Here is a 20,259-nt window from a genome sequence, read left to right on the forward strand (position 1 = left end):
CGTGGCGGCCCGCACAGTAGAGTGAAGCCATGTTGCACTCAACCCGGCAGGGCTCCGGTAAGCCGCTCCTCCTGGTCCATGGTCTCGGATCCAGTGCAGGAAACTGGAACCCGATAGTCCCGGCGCTGGCTGCTGAACGAGATGTCATCGCCGTCGATCTGCCCGGGTGCGGGGAATCCGCCCCCCTGACCGGCGAGACGACAATCGCGACGCTGACCGATGCCGTCGAAGCCTTCATCGGCGAAGCGGAACTGGGCGACATTGATCTGGTCGGCAGCTCCATGGGGGCACGCATGGCCTTGGAAATGGCGCGGCGGGGGCACGCCGGGACCACGGTCGCGCTCGACCCTGGAGGTTTTTGGAGTGACCGCCAGGCCGCGATCTTTGGTGCCAGCATCAAAGCGTCCGTCGCGCTGGTGCGCCGCATCCAGCCGGCGCTTCCTTTCCTCACGGGCAACCCCGTGGGCCGCACGGCCCTGTTGGCTCAGTTCTCCGCGCATCCCTGGAGGCTGCCGCAGGACCTGGTGCTGCATGAGCTTCGCGGTTTCAAGACGTCAACCAGCCTGGACCCGGCCCTCGACGCGCTGATTCACGGCCCCCGCCAGGAAGGCGCTCCGGCGGGTTCACTCAAGGGCAAAGTGGTCATTGGATGGGGGCGAAAGGACAAGGTGACTGTTCCGGGCGAGGCGGCACGAGCCATGGACCTTTTCCCGGATGCAACTCTCCACTGGTTCGACGACTGCGGTCATTTCCCGCACTGGGACCAGCCCCGGGAGACGGTGCGCCTGATCCTGGACAGCACCGGCTGAGCTGCGGCTGGGTGCCGCGCCAACCCAGGCCCTACCGCCGTCGTCGGCCCTGCTTCCTCAGCGCCACCGCTTCCTCGGCCGCGGCAAGGAGCCGGCGCGCCGATTCGTCCCAGCTGAACTCCGCGGCCCGGTGCACGGACCGCACGGAACGGTCCTTCCACAGCGCCGGATCCTCCAGATCGCGGACGGCGGCCGCGAAGTCGGCCGGCGAGGATGGATCCACGTAGCTGACCACGTCGGAACCCACCTCGCGGAAAATTGGGATGTCGCTGGCGATCACCGGCGTCCCATGTGACATCGCCTCCACCAGCGGCAGCCCGTAGCCCTCTGCCTTGGACAGGCTTACCAGCGCGGTGGTCCGGGCCAGCAGGGCTTCGTACTCCGCATCCGTGACCCCGTTGTGGAACACCACATTGGCGCCCGCGGGAATCAGAGCCTCCAGCTCGGCACGGCGCTCGGGCGTAATCCGGCTCAGCAGGTGGAGCGTCATCTCCGGCAGCTCCGCCATGCCGCGGACCATTGTCTCAACGTTTTTGTAGGGCATGAACGAGCCCATGTACAGCAGCGTCTTCTCGGCCCCGGCGCCGGGATCACGAGGGGTCAGCCCCGGCTGGGGTGCGTTCCCGACGATCCGCACCGGGCGCCTGGTCAGCCGGTACTTGGCCATCAGCGCCTCGGTGGTGGCGCTGATGGTGGCCACGACATCGGCCCGGTTGAGCAGCACCCGCTGCGGCCAGAACGCCTTGTGGTACAGCCTCCACAGCACCCGAACGGGCGCCGGCAGGAAGCCGGGGGGAGCCGGGTGCTCGTAATAGATCAGGTCGTGGAGGGTCAGGATTAGCGCGTACTTCCGCCCCCAGCTGCCCATGGTCTGCATCGGGCAGACGACGACGTCGGCCCCCAGCGGGTTGACCTTCCGGGCGACGAACAGCTCGGCCGGGGACAGCGGGCTGTTGATCAGCGTGTAGGGCACGTCCGGCAGCAGCGCGAGCTGGCGGGTGTCGCTGATCAGCATGGACACGTCGGCCACCTTGGCGGCGGCCGCGATCAGGCTGGAACCGTAGCGGCTGATGCCGTCGTGGTGGTCCAGCCGGGTGAAGCGGGCGTCGATGAGAATTTTCACGCGGCGTGGTCCTTCAGGAAGCGGCGAATGAAACCGGCGGCGGGTTCCGGGGTCTCGTAGTGGATCAGGTGTCCGACGCCGGGGATGACGTCCAGGGTGCCGTCGGGAAGGCGGGGGAGCAGTTTGTGCTGGTCCGGCAGGGCGGCGATCTCGTCCTTCTCCCCGGCGATCAGCAGCACCGGCAGCGTCAGACGCTCGGCGACCTCGGCCACGTTGTTTCCCACCGAGGCCTTGAAGGCCTCCAGCAGGCTGTCCCGGTCCGCGAAGGCGGAGAAGTAGGCGGTGTGCTGTGCGTGGACGAATTGCCGCAGGCGCTTGTCCCTGGTCTTGGCCATGGTCTCGCTCATCACACGCACGATCAGCTGGTTGCGCAGCAGGGCGTTGCCCAGCCGGCGGGGGAGCCGGGCCGCGGCCTCGTAGTAGAGCACCGCGGCCTTGGTCATCAGCCCCTTCGGGCCCTCCAGGGCCGGCGCCGCGATCGGGTTGATGAGGATCAGTTCGGACACCGCGTCCGGGTGATGGGCGACGAAGTGGCTGGTGATGATCGAGCCGAACGAGTGGCCCAGCAGCACCGTGTCCGGTCCCAGCCCCAGGGCGGCCATGAAGTCGGCCACGAACCGCCCGTAGCCCTCCACGCTGTGCGCACCGGCGGCAAGGGCACCGGAGACACCGAAGCCCGGCAGGTCGGGCATGACCAGGCGCATCTCGGGGAGTTGGTCCGCCACCCGGAGCAGGCCGTGGTGGTCGCCGCGGAAGCCGTGGATCACCAGGATGGTGCGGGTGTCCGGGGTTTCCTGCAGGGGTTCATACGTCCAGTACGCCACCCGGGTGCCGTTGAGGTCCACGGTGGAGGCGGTTGCGCGGGTCTGCAGGGCGGCGCTGAGGAGCGGTTGCGGGGGAGGGGGCTGGGTCGCCACGTGTTCCATTCGTTGTGGTGGGGGGCCTGTGGTGGGGTGCGGGCGGCGGTGCGTCAGTTGACGTTGTCCGGGTTGGACCCGGTGCGGAAGCCGCGGTCCAGACCGGCCAGGGCGTCCAGGTCCGCCGTCGTCAGCTCGAACCCGAAGACGTCGTGGTTTTCGTGGATCCGTGCGTAGGAGCTTGCCTTCGGGATGACCACGTTGCCCAGTTGCAGGTGCCACCGGATGATGACCTGCGCGGGGGAGCGGCGGTGGGCAGCGGCGATCTCCGTCACCACCGGGTCCTCAAGGACCTGGCCGCGGCCCAGCGGGCTCCACGCTTCCGTCACGATCCCCAAGGAGGAGTGAAGTTCGCGCAATTCGGCCTGCTGCAGCCACGGGTGCAGCTCGATCTGGTTCACGGCCGGGACCACCTCCGCGCCCTGCAGCAGCCGGTCAAGGTGCGCCGGCTGGAAGTTGGACACGCCGATCGCGCGGACCCGTCCCTCCCGGTACAGCGTCTCCAGCGCCCGGTAGCTGTCCGTGTAGAGGCCGCGCCCGGGGCAGGGCCAGTGGATCAGGTAAAGGTCGAGGTACTCGAGGCCCAGCTTGGCCATCGAGGTGTCGAAGGCCCGCAGCGTCGCGTCGTAGCCCTGCTCGTCATTCCACAGCTTCGTGGTGACGAAGAGGTCCTCACGCGTCAGCCGGGGGTGCCGCTCCCCGGAGCCGCCGGTGGCGCCGTCGAACGCTGCCAGGGCACCAATCGCCTTGCCGACGCCGGTCTCGTTGCCGTACATCGCGGCAGTGTCGAAGTGCCGGTAGCCGGCCTCCAGGGCCATGGTCACCAGCCCGGCGGCGTCGGCCGGCGGCACCTTGTACAGCCCGTATCCCAGGCGGTCCATCAGCACACCGTTGTTCAGCGTCACCCGCGGCGTCATTCTCATAGCAACGACTCTACCTAGTACCACGGCCTCTCCCGCGTTCCTTCCGCCTCAGCCGAGCCCCTCGGTACTGACCAGCCGCCGGGCACTGGCCTCGTCCAGGATCAGGTCTGTCGCCAGCCCCGCGGCCAGGGCGCCGCGCAGTCCATTGATCTTGGAGGCGCCGGAGACCACGCAGATCCGCCGCCGGACCTGCCGGAGCTGTGCCAGGTCCGGCCCTGTGGAGCGTTCGTTCAGGGTGATGCCGTCGGAGGAGCCGTCCGCGCGAAAGAACACGGTCGCTACGTCGCCCACGACATCGGACCCGGCCAGGACGCTGAGATCGTCCTCGTCGAGGTAGCCGCCCGCGTAGACGTGGCTGGGGTAGTCGGCGTCGACCGATCCGACACCGAAAATGGCGATGCTCATCCGCGCCTGCAGCTGAAGGATGCGCTGCACGCTGCGCTCATTCCACATGGCCTGCTTGGTGGCGGCGTGGTCGAAGAACGCGGGCACCGGGAATTGCTCCACGCGCGCGCCGTAGGCGCTGCCGAAGCGACGCATGATGTCCGAGGCGTAGGTGATGCCGGTGGTCTGCATGTTTCCGGCGCCGTTGAGCTGGACGATGATGCTGTCGTGCGTAATCTTCCGGGTCAGGTGGCGGCTGACCGCGCTCAGCGTCGACCCCCACGCGACGCCGATGATCGCATTCGAATCAACCAGCGGGCCGATGGTCCGCGCGGCCTGCATGGCCACCCGGTCAAGGGTTTCCGCCTCGTTCAGGGTGTCCACCACCGGAACCACGTGGACGTCCACCTTGTATTCGGCCTTGATCCGGCTGGCGAGCTCGGGGCCGGTGTCCAGCGGGCTGCGGATCTGGATCTGCACCAGGCCCGATTCCCGGGCCGCGGAGAGCAACCGCGAGACGGTCGAACGCGAGGTCCGCAGCTCCCGTGCGATCGCGTCCATGGTCAGGTCCTGGAGGTAGTACAACTGGGCCGCCCGGAGGGCGTCCGACTGGCGCGTCGGCGACATTGCGGCTCCCTTCTGCACGTTTGTGCATAGTGCTTGACTCCATTTTCCATTACTCCAAAGAATAGTCATGAACGGCGTCGTGCCAGAGGCGCGCCGCGCAGCGTCAAGCCCCAAGGAGCAGTGTTGGGAAACAAGGTCAGTTCCGGTCATCCGGCCCCGGGTCAGCAGCGCACATCGGTGCAGCAATTGCGGGACCGTCCGCACGCACAGGTACTCATCATCGGCGGGGGCATCAACGGAGTCGGGACGTTCCGGGACCTGGCGCTCCAGGGCGTCGACGTCGCCCTCGTCGAGCGCGGCGACTTCTGCCAGGGGGCCAGCGGCGCCTCCTCGCACATGATCCACGGCGGCATCCGCTACCTCGAAAATGGCGAATTCCGCCTGGTGCAGGAGTCCGTGGTCGAACGCAACCGCCTGCTGCGGATCGCCCCGCACTACGTCAAGCCGCTGCAGACCACCATCCCGATCTTCAGCACCTTCTCCGGCATCCTCGCCGCGCCGCTGCGGTTCCTGACCCACAAGCAGGGCAAGCACACCGAGCGCGGCGCCTTCCTGATCAAGGCCGGCCTGACGATGTACGACTTCTTCTCCCGCGACGGCGGCACCGTGCCCCGGCACCAGTTTCGCGGCCGGAAGAACGCCCTGGCCGAGCTGCCCCGCCTTCACCCCGGCATCAAGTACGCCGCGACCTACTTCGACGCCTCTGTGCACAACCCGGAGCGCCTCACCCTGGACGTGCTCCAGGACGGCGAGAAGGCCGGCGAGGCGGGCGGCAACGGCGCCCGCGCCAGCAACTACCTCTCCCTGGTCTCGATGGGCACGGCGGCCGACGGCAAGTCCGGTTCCGTGCAGCTCCGTGACGAACTGACCGGCGAGGTCTTCGACTTCACCGCCGACGTCGTGGTCAACACCACCGGTGCCTGGGTGGACCTCACCAACGAGGCCATGGGCGCCGCATCGAAGTTCATGGGCGGCACCAAGGGCTCGCACATCGTGCTGGACCACCCGGAACTGCTCGAAGCCTGCCAGGGCCGCGAGATCTTCTTCGAGCACACCGACGGCCGCATCGTGCTGATCTACCCGATGGGGGACCGCGTCCTGGTCGGCACCACCGACATCGACGCCGACATGGCCGAGGACGCCGTCTGCACCGACGCCGAGATCGACTACTTCTTCGACCTGATCGGCCACGTCTTCCCGGACCTGCCGGTCAGCCGCGAACAGATCGTCTACACCTTCTCCGGCGTCCGCCCGCTGCCGCGCCACGACGAAACCCAGCCCGGCTTCGTCAGCCGCGACTACCGCATCGAACGCCGCGGCGGCAACGGCAGCCCGGTGGTGCTGAGCCTGGTCGGCGGCAAGTGGACCACCTTCCGCGCCCTCGCCGAACACCTCAGCAACGACGTGCTGGCCGAACTGGGCCGCACCCGCAAGGTCTCCACCGCCAAGATGGCGATCGGCGGCGGCGCCGGCTTCCCCGACTCCGAAGAAGGCGTGCAGCGCTGGATCAAGGCCCACATGACCTCCGGCCGCGACGCGGACCGGACCGCAGGCCTGCTCACCCGCTACGGCACCCGCGCCGAGGCCGTCATGGAGTTCCTCGACGCCGGTGAGGACCGGATGCTGCGCTCCACCCGTGAGCTAAGCGTCCGCGAGCTGGAGTTCATGGCCCGCAACGAGCAGATCGGCCACCTGATCGACGTGCTGATCCGCCGCACCTCGCTGGCGTTCCGCGGCCTGGTCACCGGCGAACTGCTCAACGAGGTCGCCGACGTCCTGTCCGGCCCGCTGGGCTGGGACGCCGCCACCCGCAGCGCCGAAATCACCCACGCCCAGGAGGTGCTGGAACGCTTCCACGGCGTCCAGGTCCACAGCCTGGTTGCCTAACACTTGAGCGGCCGGGGGCACTTTTCCCCCGGCCGCGAAGGCTGCCACCAGGGCCCGACGGGCCCGAAGGCAGTTGCCGGCCGGCAGCGTGAAACCGCTGCCGGCCACACGTCCCCTCCACCCGCGAGGGACGACAACAGAAAATAGAGGAGTCAAAGATGTCTCTTGGAATAGTTTTCCTGTCCGAAGTATTCGGTACCGCAATGCTGACCCTGCTGGGTTGCGGCGTTGTGGCCAACGTCGCGCTCAAAGGCACCAAGGGCAACAACGGCGGGTTCCTGATGGTCACCTGGGGCTGGGGCATTGCCGTCTTCGCCGGTGTCTTCGTGGCCGTCAAGTCCGGCGCGCACCTCAACCCGGCCGTGACCTTCGGACTGCTGCTCAACGGCAAGAAGGAGTACGCACCCGGCGTCGCCGTCGACTTCGGCTCAACCCTGACCTACTTCGGTGGCGAGCTGCTCGGCGCCTTCCTGGGCGCCGTCGTCATGTGGCTGGCCCACAAGCAGCACTTCGACGCCGAGCCCGAACCCGCCAGCAAGCTGGGTGTGTTCTCCACCGGCCCCGCCATCCGCTCCACCCCGTGGAACCTGATCACCGAGATCATCGGCACCTTCGTCCTGGTCTTCGTCATCCTGACCTTCGGCGGAACCCCCTCCGGCCTCGGCCCGCTGGCCGTCGCCCTCCTGGTGGTCGGCATCGGCGTCTCCCTCGGCGGCCCCACCGGCTACGCCATCAACCCCGCCCGTGACCTCGGCCCCCGCATCGCCCACGCGCTGCTCCCGATCAAGGGCAAGGGCTCCTCGGACTGGAGCTACTCCTGGATCCCGGTCGTGGGTCCGCTGGTTGGCGGCGGCCTCGCCGGCATCGTGGCGGCCATTGTGCCGATCATCGCCACCGCCGCCGCTTCCTAACCCGAACATCCCCGTACGCATTACCTTCAACCGCCAGGCACTACAGACAAGGACGTCAACGTGAACCAGTACGTAATCGCCATTGACCAGGGAACCACCAGCACCCGCGCCATCGTGTTCGACCACAGCGGCAACATCGTCTCCACCGGCCAGATGGAGCACGAGCAGATCTTCCCGCAGGCCGGCTGGGTGGAACACGACCCCGCGGAGATCTGGAACAACACCCGCGAGGTCATCGCCTCCGCCCTCTCCAAGGCCAACCTGACCCGCCACGACATCGCCGCCGTCGGCATCACCAACCAGCGCGAAACCGCCGTCGTCTGGGACAAGACCACCGGCAAGGCGGTCTACAACGCGATCGTCTGGCAGGACACCCGCACCCAGTCGATCGTGGACGAGCTCGCCAAGGACGGCGGCCCGGACCGGTTCAAGCAGAAGGTGGGCCTGCCGCTGGCGACCTACTTCTCCGGCACCAAGATCAAGTGGATCCTGGACAACGTCGACGGCGCCCGCGCCAAGGCCGAGGCCGGCGACCTGGTCTTCGGCAACACCGACAGCTGGGTGCTCTGGAACCTCACCGGCGGCACCGACGGCGGCGTGCACGTCACCGACGTGACCAACGCGTCCCGGACCATGTTCATGGACCTCGAGACCCTCTCCTGGGACCAGGAAATCCTGGGTGCCTTCGGCGTCCCGGCGTCCATGATGCCCGCCATCAAGTCCTCCTCCGAGGTCTACGGCACGGTCCACACCTCCCAGCTGCTGCGCGAGGTACCGGTCGCCGGCATCCTGGGCGACCAGCAGGCCGCCACGTTCGGCCAGGCGGCGTTCGACGCCGGCGAAGCCAAGAACACCTACGGCACCGGCTGCTTCCTCATCTTCAACACCGGTGAGGAGATCGTCCACTCCAAGAACGGCCTGCTGACCACCGTCGGCTACAAGCTCGGCGACGCCAAGCCGCACTACGCCCTGGAAGGCTCGATCGCCGTGACCGGTTCGCTGGTCCAGTGGCTGCGCGACAACCTGGGCATGATCAGCAGCGCCCCCGAGGTCGAGACCCTGGCTGCCTCGGTCGAGGACAACGGCGGGGTTTACATCGTCCCGGCGTTCTCCGGCCTCTTCGCCCCGTACTGGCGCTCCGATGCCCGCGGCGCGATCGTCGGCCTGACCCGGTACGTGAACAAGAACCACATCGCCCGGGCCGCCCTGGAGGCCACCGCCTTCCAGACCCGCGAGGTGCTCGACGCCGTCAACGCCGACTCCGGCGTGCCGCTGAGCGAGCTCAAGGTCGACGGCGGCATGGTCGCCAACGACGCGCTGATGCAGTTCCAGGCCGACATCCTCGGCGTGCCGGTGATCCGACCGAAGGTCGTCGAGACCACGTCGCTGGGCGCAGCCTACGCGGCCGGCCTCGCCGTCGGCTTCTGGAAGGATCTGGGCGAGTGCTCGGCCAACTGGTCCGAGGACAAGCGCTGGGAGCCGCAGATGGACGACGCCGAGCGCGACCGCCAGATGCGCCTCTGGAAGAAGGCCGTCACCAAGTCCATGGACTGGGTCGACGAGGACGTGAAGTAGCCTTCCGAGCCCCAAAAAGGGGCCGGTGACTCCCGCCCGCCCGCTTCGCGGTGCCCACCACACCATGGCGGGGAGTCACCGGCCCCTTTTTGTCTGCCCGTACTTCAGCCGCTCGGATCGACGTTGTTCGGGTGGGGTGGGGTGCGGGTGCGCTAAAGTAGTCGTATGCGTGCGATCCTCCTGCTTAGCTAGCCGCCCGGCATCCCGGTTAGACCTCCGGATTGTCGAGCGGCAGCCCCTCCGTGTGAGGGGCTTTTGTGTGTCCGGGACGAAGTGCGGGCCCGGAGCAGGGGACCGAAGGATCAGGCGCCACCCGTCCTGATCGGACAAGATCGAAAAGAATAGAAGAGGCCAGCAGTGAGCGTTCAGCCGGAGACAGAGACCGGAACAGCAGCAGCCGTCGCAGGTGCCGCCCCCGAGGAGGGGACCTACAATTTCGCCGCCATGGAGGCGAAGTGGCCGCAGGTCTGGGAGGACCTCAAGGTCTTCACTCCGCTCGACGACGGCTCCAAGGAACGCCGCTACGTGCTGGACATGTTCCCCTACCCCTCCGGCGACCTGCACATGGGCCACGCCGAAGCCTTCGCGATGGGCGACGTCGTCGCCCGCTACCTGCGCCAGCAGGGCTTCGACGTGCTGCACCCGATCGGCTGGGACTCCTTCGGCCTGCCCGCCGAGAACGCCGCCATTAAGCGCAACGCCCACCCCAGCGAGTGGACCTACGCCAACATCGACACCCAGGCCGCGTCCTTCAAGCGGTACGCGATCTCCGCCGACTGGTCCCGCCGGCTGCACACCTCCGACCCGGAGTACTACCGCTGGACCCAGTGGCTGTTCAAGCGCTTCTACGAGCGCGGCCTGGCGTACCGCAAGAACTCCCCGGTGAACTGGTGCCCCAAGGACCAGACCGTGCTGGCCAACGAACAGGTGGTCAACGGCGCCTGTGAACGCTGCGGCACCGCCGTGACCAAGAAGTCCCTGAACCAGTGGTACTTCAAGATCACCGACTACGCGGACCGGCTGCTGGACGACATGGAGGAACTGCGCGGCCACTGGCCCGAGCGGGTCCTGGCCATGCAGAAGAACTGGATCGGCCGCTCCGAGGGCGCCCACGTCACCTTCGTCGTCGAGGCCGACGGCGGCAAGCCCGCCAAGGACGTCACCGTCTTCACCACGCGCCCGGACACCCTGTATGGCGCGACGTTCTTCGTGGTCGCCGCTGACGCGCCGATCGCCGTCGAACTGGTCACCGAGGAACACGCCGCGGCCCTGGACGCCTACCGCGAGCAGGTCAAGGCCCTCTCCGAGATCGAACGCCAGTCCACCGAACGCGAAAAGACCGGTGTTTTCACCGGCCGCTACGCCATCAACCCGCTGACCGGGGAGAAGCTGCCGGTCTGGGCTGCCGATTACGTGCTGGCCGACTACGGCACCGGCGCCATCATGGCCGTGCCCGCCCACGACCAGCGCGACCTGGACTTCGCGAAGACCTTCGACCTGCCGGTCCGGGCCGTCCTGGACACCGGCGAGGAGGACCCCGCCGTCTCCGGCACCGCCACCGCCGGCGAGGGCACCCTGATCAACTCCGGCGAGCTGAACGGCCTGCCCAAGGCCGAGGCCATTCCCGCCGCCATCACCATCCTGGAGAAGCAGGGAACCGGCGAGAAGTTCGTGAACTTCCGCCTGCGTGACTGGCTGTTGAGCCGTCAGCGGTTCTGGGGCGCCCCCATCCCGATCATTCACTGCCCCGATTGCGGCGAGGTCCCGGTCCCGGACGACCAGCTGCCGGTCACTCTGCCCGATGACCTCCGCGGCGAGGACCTGTCCCCGAAGGGCACCTCCCCGCTGGCCGCCGCCGAGGCCTGGGTCAACGTGGACTGCCCCTCCTGCCACGGCCCGGCAAAGCGCGACACGGACACCATGGACACCTTCGTGGACTCCTCCTGGTACTTCCTGCGGTTCGTCTCGCCGCAGTACACCGAGGGGCCGTTCGATCCGGCGAAGATCAACGACTGGATGCCCGTGGGCCAGTACGTGGGCGGCGTCGAGCACGCCATCCTGCACCTGCTCTACGCCCGTTTCTTCACCAAGGTCATCCACGACATGGGCCTGATCGAGGCCGACGAGCCCTTCCGGGCGCTGCTGAACCAGGGCCAGGTCCTCAACGGCGGCAAGGCCATGAGCAAGTCCCTCGGCAACGGCGTTGACCTGGGCGAACAGCTGGACAAGTACGGCGTCGACGCCGTCCGCCTGACTATGATTTTCGCCTCCCCGCCGGAGGACGACGTCGACTGGGCGGACGTCTCGCCGTCGGGCTCCGCGAAGTTCCTGGCCCGCGCCTGGCGGCTCGGCCAGGACGTCACCAGCGAGCCCGGCGTCGACTTCGTCGCCGGTGACCGGGCGCTGCGTGCCGTCACGCACCGCACCATCGCCGACGCCCAGGCGCTGCTGGACGCGAACAAGTTCAACGTCGTCGTGGCGAAGCTGATGGAGCTGGTCAACGCCACCCGCAAGACGATCGATGCCGGTGCGGGCGGCGCGGATCCCGCCGTCCGTGAGGCCGTCGAGGCCGTCGCGGTGATCCTCAGCCTCTTCGCCCCGTACACGGCCGAAGACCTGTGGAACGTCTTGGGACACCCGGCATCCGTTGCCAACGCCGGCTGGCCGGCCCACGACCCGGCCCTGCTGGTCCAGGACACGGTCACCGCCGTGGTCCAGGTGCAGGGCAAGGTCCGCGACCGGCTGGAGGTCTCCCCGGAGATCTCCGAGGATGAGTTGCGCGAACTGGCGCTGGCCTCGGAAAACGTCCAGCGCGCCATGGACGGCCGGGGGATCCGCACCGTGATCGTGCGGGCCCCCAAACTGGTCAACATCGTTCCGGCCTAGCCGGACCGAGCTATGCTGTCACCGGCCGTCGGCGCTTTCGCCGGCGGCCGGTCCACATTCCAGGGGGTGTTTCGTGCCTGACCGTGAGCCGCCGGGCTGGCCCTGGCTGCGGGAACGCTTGTTGCGGCTGCGCCGCGCCACCCGGCCGGATGCCGCCGAACTGGCCGTGGTCCCCGTTGTCCGGACCGCGGTGGTGACCGATTCCGCAGCGGCCCTCCCCGCCGACTGGGTGCGCGACTTTACCTCCGACGGGCGCCTGACCGTGGTGCCCATGCCGGTCATGGTGGGCGAGGAAATCTATGGTGAGGGGGAGGACGACATCGCCGAAACCATCGCCGTGGCCCTGGCCGGGGGTGTGCAGGTCCGGACCTCGCGTCCGTCGCCGGGCCAGTTCGAACGCGCCTACCGCGACGCCGCCGCCCGCGGGTTCGAGGCCGTGCTGTCTATCCATCTGTCCGCCGAGCTTTCGGGCACCGCGGACTCGGCCCGGCTGGCGGCCGCACGGGTGGACATTCTGGTGGAGGTGCTTGACTCCCGCACCGCCGGCATGGCCGAGGGAATGGGCGTGCAGAGCGCTGTCGTGGCCGCGGCCGACGGGCTGGACGCCGCGGCCGTGCGTGGCTTCGCCGAGGCCCGCCTGGCCCGGACCAAGGTGTACTTCTACGTCCCCAGCCTGGAGCAGTTGCGGCGCGGCGGACGGATCGGCGCCGCCGCGTCCCTCTGGGGAACCATGCTCTCGATCAAGCCCATACTGGCGGTCGACGACGGCAGGATCGTCCCGCTGGAACGCGTCCGGTCCGCGGCCCGGGCGGTGGCGCGGCTGGAGGAAATCGCGGCCGACGACGCCCTGTCCCGGCCCGCCGGTGAAGCGCGGCTCGCCGTGCACCACTTCGGGAACCCTGCCGAGGCCGAACAGCTGGCAGCCCGACTGGCGGACCGGCTGCCCGGCTGCCCACCCGCACAGATCAGTTCGCTGCCGGCCGTCCTCGCGGCCCACGCAGGGCTGGGGGTGCTGGCCGTGGTGGTGGGGGAGAGCAGTACCCCGGTACCATCCCCGGCGGCGTCCTCCGACCCGAGCGGTCCGCCGGCCGGTTCTTAGCAGGGCCAGCTGTCCACATAGGCCCGCCGGCGCCTATCGGCAGAGTTGCGCTGGCACCTAGCGTGGACGCATGCCGCGCCGTTCCCCGACTTCGACCCTTCCGGGTCCCCTCGCGGCCCGGCATCGTTGGGCCGCCAGCCTAGGGCCGTCCGGAAACACGTCTGCGGAGGGGTCCGCAGACGACGCGCCCCTGCTGGATCCCCTCGATTCGTCCCCTGACGCCCGGCCGGACGACGGGGTGCCGGAGTTTGCGCCGCCCGTGGTGCGCTGGCGAACGGCCCGCGGGGCCGCCGTCCTGCTTGCCGTGGTTGCGGTGCTGCTCGGCGGCTGGTTCTGGTGGCGGGCCGCCGGCTCCGCTCCGCAGGTCGTGCCCCTGAGTGAGAGGTCAACAACTGCCGCGGCCGTGGAGACTGCGCCCGCCGCTCCGGCCGAGCGGGTCGTCGTGCACGTCACGGGCGCTGTCATCCGGCCGGGGGTGCTCACACTGCCGGCGGGCAGCCGGCTCCATGAGGCAATCGCTGCCGCCGGCGGGGCCACGCCCACCGCGGACTTGGACCGGCTGAACCTGGCCGCGGCCGTGGAGGACGGCCAAAAAATCGTCGTGCCCGAACGGGGCAGCCCCGAGGCGCAGGATTCGCAGGGCGGGGCGTCGGGGGAGGGAGGCGGGTCCTCTGGCGGCAGCGGAAGCGGGTCCGGGGCTTCAGGGAACGGGACCGCGAAGGTCAACCTCAACACCGCCGACGCGGAGGAACTCGCCACGCTGCCGCGGGTGGGGCCGGTGCTCGCCCAGCGGATTGTGGACTGGCGCAAACAACACGGCCGGTTCACCCGGGTGGAGGAGCTCGACGCCGTGGATGGCGTCGGGCCTAAACTCCTCGAGGCCCTGCTGCCGTTGGTGCGGGTCTGACATGCCAGGCGAACGCCGGAAGCCGGAGCCCGGGCACCAGCAACGCCCCTGGCAGGCCTATCGGGACGCCGCGGTCACCAGCCTAGCGCCCCGGCAGGAGTCGCCGGGCACTAAAGGCGCGCTGACGGACAGGCGCACGCGGAAGACGTCGGGCGGTCAGGCACGCTCCTCACGGGCGGCCAGCATCAGGGGGCGGCTGGAGGCACACCTCGGAAACACGCTGTCCGGCCAACTCCCATGGACGTCGAACACCCGGCAGCCGAGTCACGTGTCTGCCCCGCGGAACGGTCCGCCCGACCGCGGAGCCCGGAGGCGTAGCGACCTGCGCCTCGTGCCGGCCGCATTGCTGGTCTGGGCCAGCTCCCTGGCCGGCGCGTGGATCCGGCCGCTCGATCAGGCCCTGATCTGCGCCGTGTTCCTCGCGGGCATCGTCTTCCTGCTCATGCGGAAACGGACGGCCGAACGGGGCGGGAAAAGCCACGCCCGGCGAAGCGCAAGGGCGACCCTGGCCGTGGGACTCGCCCTCGCCGCCGGGGCCGGATCGCATGCCGGCGCCGCCGCCACCGAACGGCAGCAGGGTGCCGTGGCTGAAGCCTTCGCCGCCCACGCGTCCGTCGTGGCAGAACTGGACATCACCGCCGCTCCGGAACGACTCGCCGCACCGCCGGGCCGCGGCGCCCCCGCGCGATGGTCCGTCGAGGCGAGCCTCCGCACCCTCATCCACGATGGCCACCGCATCGGGACGGCCACCCCGCTGACGGTCCTCGGCGGGGAAGACTGGGCCGGCGTGGAACAAGGCCAGCACATTCGCGCCACCGGGAAGCTCAAAGCCGCCCAGGCCGGGCGCACCCAGGCCGGGACGCTCTCCGCCACCACTTCCCCGGTTCCGCTAGCCGGGACGGACGGCACCGCGGGTGATCCGGAGGCGGCGTTGTCCGGGCTGCGCGCCCGCTACACGGCGGCCGCCCGGACACTGCCCGGTGACGCCCGCGGACTGCTTCCCGGCATGGTCACGGGCGACACCTCCGGCCTGGACCCCGGACTCGCCGCGGCGATGAAGACCGTCGGCATGACCCACCTGACCGCCGTGAGCGGGGCCAACTGCAGCCTGGTGCTCGGAGCGCTCCTCCTCGGGGCGCGGAGCCTGCGGCTTCCCCGTCCCGTTGCCGCGGGGCTGGCGCTGGCCGGGCTGGCTCTGTTCGTAGCGCTCGTGGGCCCGGATGCGAGTGTCCTGCGCGCCGCCTGCATGGGTGCCGTCGGGCTGGCAGCGGTCGCGGCGGGGCGGTCCGGGCAGGCGCTGAACCTGTTGTGCACGGCGGTGATCGGGCTGCTCCTGATGGACCCCGGGCTGGCGGATGACTTCGGGTTCCTGCTGTCGGTCCTCGCGACCCTCGGCATCATCGCAGCCGGGCGGCCCGTGATTGCGTGGTTTCCGGCCACGGTGCCCCGCGCCGTAGCCGCCGGCGTCGCGGTGCCGTTCGCCGCCCAATTGTTTTGCGGCCCGGTCATCGTCCTCCTGCAGCCGAGCTTTTCGACGTATGCCCTCGCGGCGAACCTCGCTGCCGCCGTCCTGGTGGCACCGGTGACGCTGCTGGGCACGGCCGCAGTACCGCTCCTCGCGGTGACACCGGCCCTCGCGTCCGCGCCGATGGCCGTGGCCGGGATCTTTGCAGCCGGGGTCGGGGCCGTCGCCCGCTTCTTCGCCGGGCTCCCGGGAGCCGCGCTACCATGGCCCGAGGGCGGAGTCGGTGCCGCCACGATGGCGCTGCTGTCCCTGCTCACCTTTGGCGCCGCGTGGCTGGTCGGCCACCCGGAGCGTGCCTGGCGCCTCACACTCGCGATGCACGGCCTGACGGTGCGGGGGCTGGCCCTGGCGCTGGACCGCCCCTGGCGGCCCTCGTGCGGCTTGGCCGTCCGGCGAGGCCGTGGGACGCTTAGACTCTGCAAACCAACCCTCCGGAGGAATCACCAGTGGCTGCTGCCCAGAACCAACGCACCAAGGCCGCGGCCACGAACACCGCCACCTGGCGGGACGTGACGCCTGCTCCCGTGGTGCTGGTGGGCGGCCCCGAGGATTACCTGGCGTCCCGCGCCATGGACCGGCTCCGGCAACTGGTGCGCACCGCCGCCCCCGACGTCGAGGTCACCCGGATGAGCGCCGCCGCCTACGAACCCGGCGCGCTGGCCATGAACGTCAGTCCGTCCCTCTTCGGTGAGCAAAAGCTGATCGAGGTCGAGGCGCTGGAATCGATGAACGACGCGTTCCTGGCCGACGCCCTGAAGTATTTGGCGGAGCCCGAACCCGACGCGGTCATGGTGATGCGGCACGGCGGCGGAGTCCGCGGCAAGAAGCTGCTCGACGCCATCAAGGCCGGCGGCTGGCCGGTGGTCGACTGCCAGCCGCTGAAGAAGGACGCCGAGAAGATTGCCTTCGTCATGACAGAGTTCAAGGCCGCCTCGCGCCGGATCGAACCCGACGCCGTCCAGGCCCTGATCAACGCCGTCGGGGCGAGCCTGGCCGAACTCGCCGCCGCCTGCAGCCAGCTGATCGCCGACGCCACCACAGCCGTCGACGCCGATATGGTGGACCGTTATTACGGCGGCCGGGTTGAGGCCTCCGGGTTCAAGGTCGCCGACGCCGCCATGGCGGGCAACGCCCCGCTCGCTCTTTCCACTCTGCGCCATGCGCTGGATACCGGGGCCGACCCGGTGCCGATCGTCGCCGCGCTGGCGGCCAAACTGCGGTCCCTGGCCAAGGTCGCCGGGGCGCAGGGTTCCTCGGCCCAGATCGCCAAGCAGCTTGGCATGCAACCCTGGCTGGTGGAGCAGGCCCAGCGGGACGTCCGCCGGTGGACCCCGGAGGGGCTGGTGCGCTCCATCCAGGTCACCGCCGAGGCGGACGCACAGGTCAAGGGCCTGTCCCGGGACCCGGTCTACGCCGTCGAACACGCCGTCACGGTCATCGCCGGCTCCGTCCGCCGCTAGGGGGCTGGCCGCACGTAGCTGCGTCGGGAACCCGGGACGGCAGCCCGGCGATCCCGAAAGCCGCGATAACTGGCTGTGGCCGGCACCTTGGCGGTGCCGGCCACAATCATCAGTTCAGCTGAACTGGAAAACCTTAGAGTGCGTTGACCTTCTTGGAGATCGCCGACTTGCGGTTTGCAGCGTTGTTCTTGTGCAGAACACCCTTGCTGACGGCCTTGTCGAGCTTCCGGCTGGCGGAAACCAGTGCAGCAGACGCGGCATCCTTGTCTTCGGACGCAACGGCGGTGTTGACGGCGCGGATGGCCGTCTTCAGCTCGGACTTGACTGCGTTGTTGCGCAGGCGAGCCTTTTCGTTGGTCAGGATGCGCTTCTTCTGGGACTTGATATTAGCCACGTGTGAACTCTCTTTTTCAATGCGGAAAATGGTCTAGAGGGCTTTCAGATTGGCCATTGACTGAGCGGCGTGGGGATACCTATGGCGACCAACCATCTGTGGCCGTCGACCTGCACGGACACACAGCTGTCAATAATAGCAGAAACGGCTGTCCGATGACGAAATGCTCAGTGACGAGATAGCCGTCAGGACCAGCCCTGCCGGTCGCGGAGCGCCGCGGCCACCGCGCGAAACCGCCCGGCGTCCAGGATGGCACCCTCCCGGCGGACCAATGCCGGGTCGATCTGCAGGATCCGGTCCAGGCGTGCCTCGCTGGGCCGCCACTGCCGGTCCCAGGGACCCGTGCCGATCTCCACATAGTTCGCCGCCCGCCGCGGATCGCCGTCGTGGTCCTTGCTGGTGAGCATCAGGCCCAGGAGATACCGTCCCTTGCTTCCCACCAGCAGCACCGGGCGGTCCTTGCCCTGGCTGTGGTCCTCCTCGAACGGCACCCAGGTCCAGACGATCTCCCCGGGCTCGGGCACCCCGTTGGCGTTCGGGGCGTACCTGACAGTCGCCTTCCCGCGGAAGTCGCCGGGGTAGGACGAAGGAACAGGTCCGCCGCGGCGCGGACCGGACGACGTCCCGGCCGGGCGGCGCCGTGCCGGGGGAGCGGCCGGCGCGCCGCCGACGCCAAGGAAGCGGAGCGTGCCGCGGACGGCCTTGCCGAGGGAGCGAAGGTTCAATGCCATGGGCAACCCTACCGGCGCCGGGTTCGGGCGGGCCGGAATGCAGACCCACGCGCCCGGACGTGGGAGACTGAGGGGACGAGAATTGCGGCCTTCGGCAGCACGGCGCGACGCCGGCTGTTCAGCCCGCGGACAAAACCTTCACCAGTTCAGCCAAGAGTTAGGACCCTGCGTGTCTCCCATGGCCCGCACCGCCCCGGTGCCTGCCGCAACAGATCCGGCCCTCATCCGGAACTTCTGCATCATTGCGCACATTGACCACGGCAAGTCCACGCTCGCCGACCGGATGCTCCAGTTCACCGGCATCGTCCAGTCCCGTGACATGAAGGCCCAGTACCTGGACCGCATGGACATCGAGCGGGAACGCGGCATCACCATCAAGTCGCAGGCCGTCCGGATGCCGTGGGAGCTCGAGGGCACCAGCTACGCGCTGAACATGATCGACACCCCCGGCCACGTCGACTTCACCTACGAGGTGTCCCGGTCCCTGGCCGCCTGTGAGGGCGCCGTGCTGCTGGTCGACGCCGCGCAGGGCATTGAGGCGCAGACCCTCGCCAACCTCTACCTTGCGATGGAGAACAACCTCACCATCATTCCGGTCCTGAACAAGATCGACCTGCCGGCCGCCCAGCCGGAGAAGTACGCCGAGGAGCTCGCGAACCTGATCGGCGGCGACCCGGAGGACGTGCTGCGGGTTTCCGGCAAGACCGGCGCCGGCGTCGAGGCCCTCCTGGACAAGATTGTCCGCGACCTGCCCGCCCCCGTCGGCGATCCCGATGCCCCCGCCCGGGCCATGATCTTCGACTCGGTCTACGACACCTACCGCGGCGTGGTGACCTACGTCCGCGTTGTCGACGGCATGCTGCACCCGCGCGAACGCATCCAGATGATGTCCACCCGCGCCACCCACGAACTGCTGGAGATCGGGGTCAGCTCCCCGGAGCCCACGCCGTCCAAGGGCCTGGGCGTCGGCGAGGTGGGCTACCTGATCACCGGCGTGAAGGACGTCCGCCAGTCCAAGGTGGGCGACACCGTCACCAACATGGCCAAGCCCGCCACGCAGTCGCTGGCCGGCTACGCGGACGCCAAGCCCATGGTCTTCTCCGGCCTGTACCCGCTGGACGGCACCGACTACCCGGTCCTCCGCGACGCGCTGGAGAAGCTGATGCTCAACGACGCCGCGCTGGTCTACGAGCCGGAGACCTCCGCCGCGCTGGGCTTCGGCTTCCGCGTGGGCTTCCTGGGCCTGCTACACCTGGAAATCACCCGGGAACGGCTGGAACGCGAATACAACCTGGACCTGATCTCCACCGCCCCGAACGTCGAGTACGAGGTGACACTGGAGGACAAGAAGGTCATCCACGTGACCAACCCCAGCGAATACCCTACGGGCAAGGTGGCCGAGGTCCGCGAGCCGATGGTCTCCGCCACGATCCTCGCGCCGAACGAGTTCGTTGGCGCCATCATGGAGCTCTGCCAGAGCCGCCGTGGCGTCATGGGCGGCATGGACTACCTCTCCGAGGACCGCGTCGAGATCCGCTACCGGCTCCCGCTGGCCGAGATCGTCTTCGACTTCTTCGACATCCTCAAGTCCCGCACCCGCGGCTACGGCTCGCTGGACTGGAAGGCCGACGGCGACCAGGTCGCCGACCTGGTCAAGGTCGACATCATGCTCCAGGGCGAGCAGGTGGACGCATTCAGCGCCATCACCCACCGGGACAAGGCCTACGCCTACGGTGTGATGATGACCGGCAAGCTGCGCGAACTGATCCCGCGGCAGCAGTTCGAGGTGCCCATCCAGGCTGCGATCGGCTCCCGCATCATCGCCCGCGAGAGCATCCGTGCCATCCGCAAGGACGTGCTCGCGAAGTGCTACGGCGGTGACATCACCCGAAAGCGCAAACTGCTCGAGAAGCAGAAGGAAGGCAAGAAGCGCATGAAGATGGTGGGCCGCGTCGAGGTACCGCAGGAGGCGTTCATCGCCGCCCTGACCACGGAAGAATCCAAGGACAAGGCCAAGAAGTAACCATGCCAAGCGCACTACCCCTCGGCGACCCCGCGCCGTCGGACGGGCTGCTGCCCGCCCAGGCGCTGGAGGGCGCCG

General features: G+C 68.9%; 16 protein-coding genes. 10 read left to right on the forward strand and 6 right to left on the reverse strand.

Going from position 1 to position 20,259, the window contains the following annotated elements; genetic code table 11:
• Positions 1 to 29: 29 nt before the first annotated feature.
• Complete coding sequence (locus AB0305_RS14975; RefSeq protein WP_364135538.1) at positions 30 to 809, forward strand: alpha/beta fold hydrolase; 780 nt, start codon at positions 30 to 32, stop codon at positions 807 to 809.
• A gap of 31 nt (positions 810 to 840) precedes the next feature.
• On the opposite strand, the gene AB0305_RS14980 is transcribed toward AB0305_RS14975, so the two are convergent.
• The 4 genes from AB0305_RS14980 to AB0305_RS14995 are packed head-to-tail and all read right to left on the reverse strand — an operon-like array spanning position 841 to position 4,783.
• On the reverse strand, positions 841 to 1,932 hold the full coding sequence (locus AB0305_RS14980; RefSeq protein WP_364135541.1) for a glycosyltransferase family 1 protein: 1,092 nt from the start codon (positions 1,930 to 1,932) through the stop codon (positions 841 to 843).
• Positions 1,929 to 2,849, reverse strand: a complete 921-nt coding sequence (locus tag AB0305_RS14985; protein ID WP_364135544.1) for an alpha/beta hydrolase — start codon at positions 2,847 to 2,849, stop codon at positions 1,929 to 1,931. Before AB0305_RS14985 ends, AB0305_RS14980 begins: the two co-directional genes overlap by 4 nt.
• A 53-nt stretch (positions 2,850 to 2,902) precedes the next feature.
• The gene (locus AB0305_RS14990) at positions 2,903 to 3,772 is read right to left on the reverse strand and encodes an aldo/keto reductase (protein ID WP_364135546.1); all 870 of its coding nucleotides are present in this window, start codon (positions 3,770 to 3,772) and stop codon (positions 2,903 to 2,905) included.
• Between the two features lie 48 nt (positions 3,773 to 3,820).
• Entirely contained in the window at positions 3,821 to 4,783 is a 963-nt protein-coding gene (locus AB0305_RS14995) for a sugar-binding domain-containing protein (protein WP_290257766.1), read from the reverse strand.
• A 177-nt stretch (positions 4,784 to 4,960) separates the two neighbouring features.
• Between AB0305_RS14995 and AB0305_RS15000 the strand changes: the two genes are divergently transcribed.
• The 8 genes from AB0305_RS15000 to holA all read left to right on the forward strand — a co-directional run bounded on the left by AB0305_RS15000 (position 4,961) and on the right by holA (position 17,033).
• Positions 4,961 to 6,670, forward strand: coding sequence for a glycerol-3-phosphate dehydrogenase/oxidase (locus AB0305_RS15000; RefSeq protein WP_364135549.1), 1,710 nt, complete (start codon positions 4,961 to 4,963; stop codon positions 6,668 to 6,670).
• A 158-nt stretch (positions 6,671 to 6,828) separates the two neighbouring features.
• Positions 6,829 to 7,581, forward strand: coding sequence for an MIP/aquaporin family protein (locus AB0305_RS15005; protein WP_290257767.1), 753 nt, complete (start codon positions 6,829 to 6,831; stop codon positions 7,579 to 7,581).
• A 60-nt stretch (positions 7,582 to 7,641) separates the two neighbouring features.
• Positions 7,642 to 9,156, forward strand: a complete 1,515-nt coding sequence (gene glpK, locus AB0305_RS15010) for a glycerol kinase GlpK (RefSeq protein WP_364135553.1) — start codon at positions 7,642 to 7,644, stop codon at positions 9,154 to 9,156.
• A gap of 357 nt (positions 9,157 to 9,513) precedes the next feature.
• On the forward strand, positions 9,514 to 12,042 hold the full coding sequence (leuS, locus tag AB0305_RS15015; RefSeq protein WP_364135556.1) for a leucine--tRNA ligase: 2,529 nt from the start codon (positions 9,514 to 9,516) through the stop codon (positions 12,040 to 12,042).
• A 73-nt stretch (positions 12,043 to 12,115) separates the two neighbouring features.
• Positions 12,116 to 13,141 carry a DegV family protein gene (locus AB0305_RS15020; protein ID WP_364135559.1) on the forward strand — a complete coding sequence of 342 codons (1,026 nt, stop codon included), beginning with the start codon at positions 12,116 to 12,118 and terminating at the stop codon, positions 13,139 to 13,141.
• A 70-nt stretch (positions 13,142 to 13,211) separates the two neighbouring features.
• Complete coding sequence (locus tag AB0305_RS15025; protein ID WP_366173294.1) at positions 13,212 to 14,048, forward strand: ComEA family DNA-binding protein; 837 nt, start codon at positions 13,212 to 13,214, stop codon at positions 14,046 to 14,048.
• Positions 14,049 to 14,379: 331 nt separating this feature from the next.
• Positions 14,380 to 16,086, forward strand: coding sequence for a ComEC/Rec2 family competence protein (locus tag AB0305_RS15030; RefSeq protein ID WP_364135565.1), 1,707 nt, complete (start codon positions 14,380 to 14,382; stop codon positions 16,084 to 16,086).
• A complete protein-coding gene (gene holA, locus AB0305_RS15035; RefSeq protein WP_364135568.1) occupies positions 16,020 to 17,033 on the forward strand; it encodes a DNA polymerase III subunit delta in 1,014 nt (337 codons plus the stop codon). The genes AB0305_RS15030 and holA overlap by 67 nt, the downstream gene beginning before the upstream one ends.
• Before the next feature lie 133 nt (positions 17,034 to 17,166).
• On the opposite strand, the gene rpsT is transcribed toward holA, so the two are convergent.
• A complete protein-coding gene (gene rpsT, locus AB0305_RS15040) occupies positions 17,167 to 17,427 on the reverse strand; it encodes a 30S ribosomal protein S20 (protein WP_364135571.1) in 261 nt (86 codons plus the stop codon).
• Between the two features lie 185 nt (positions 17,428 to 17,612).
• On the reverse strand, positions 17,613 to 18,158 hold the full coding sequence (locus AB0305_RS15045) for a type II toxin-antitoxin system PemK/MazF family toxin (RefSeq protein ID WP_364135574.1): 546 nt from the start codon (positions 18,156 to 18,158) through the stop codon (positions 17,613 to 17,615).
• A gap of 169 nt (positions 18,159 to 18,327) precedes the next feature.
• Between AB0305_RS15045 and lepA the strand changes: the two genes are divergently transcribed.
• The gene (lepA, locus tag AB0305_RS15050) at positions 18,328 to 20,181 is read left to right on the forward strand and encodes a translation elongation factor 4 (protein ID WP_290257776.1); all 1,854 of its coding nucleotides are present in this window, start codon (positions 18,328 to 18,330) and stop codon (positions 20,179 to 20,181) included.
• The last annotated feature ends 78 nt before the right edge of the window (positions 20,182 to 20,259 follow it).

The organism is Arthrobacter sp. NPDC080086 (genome assembly GCF_040702285.1).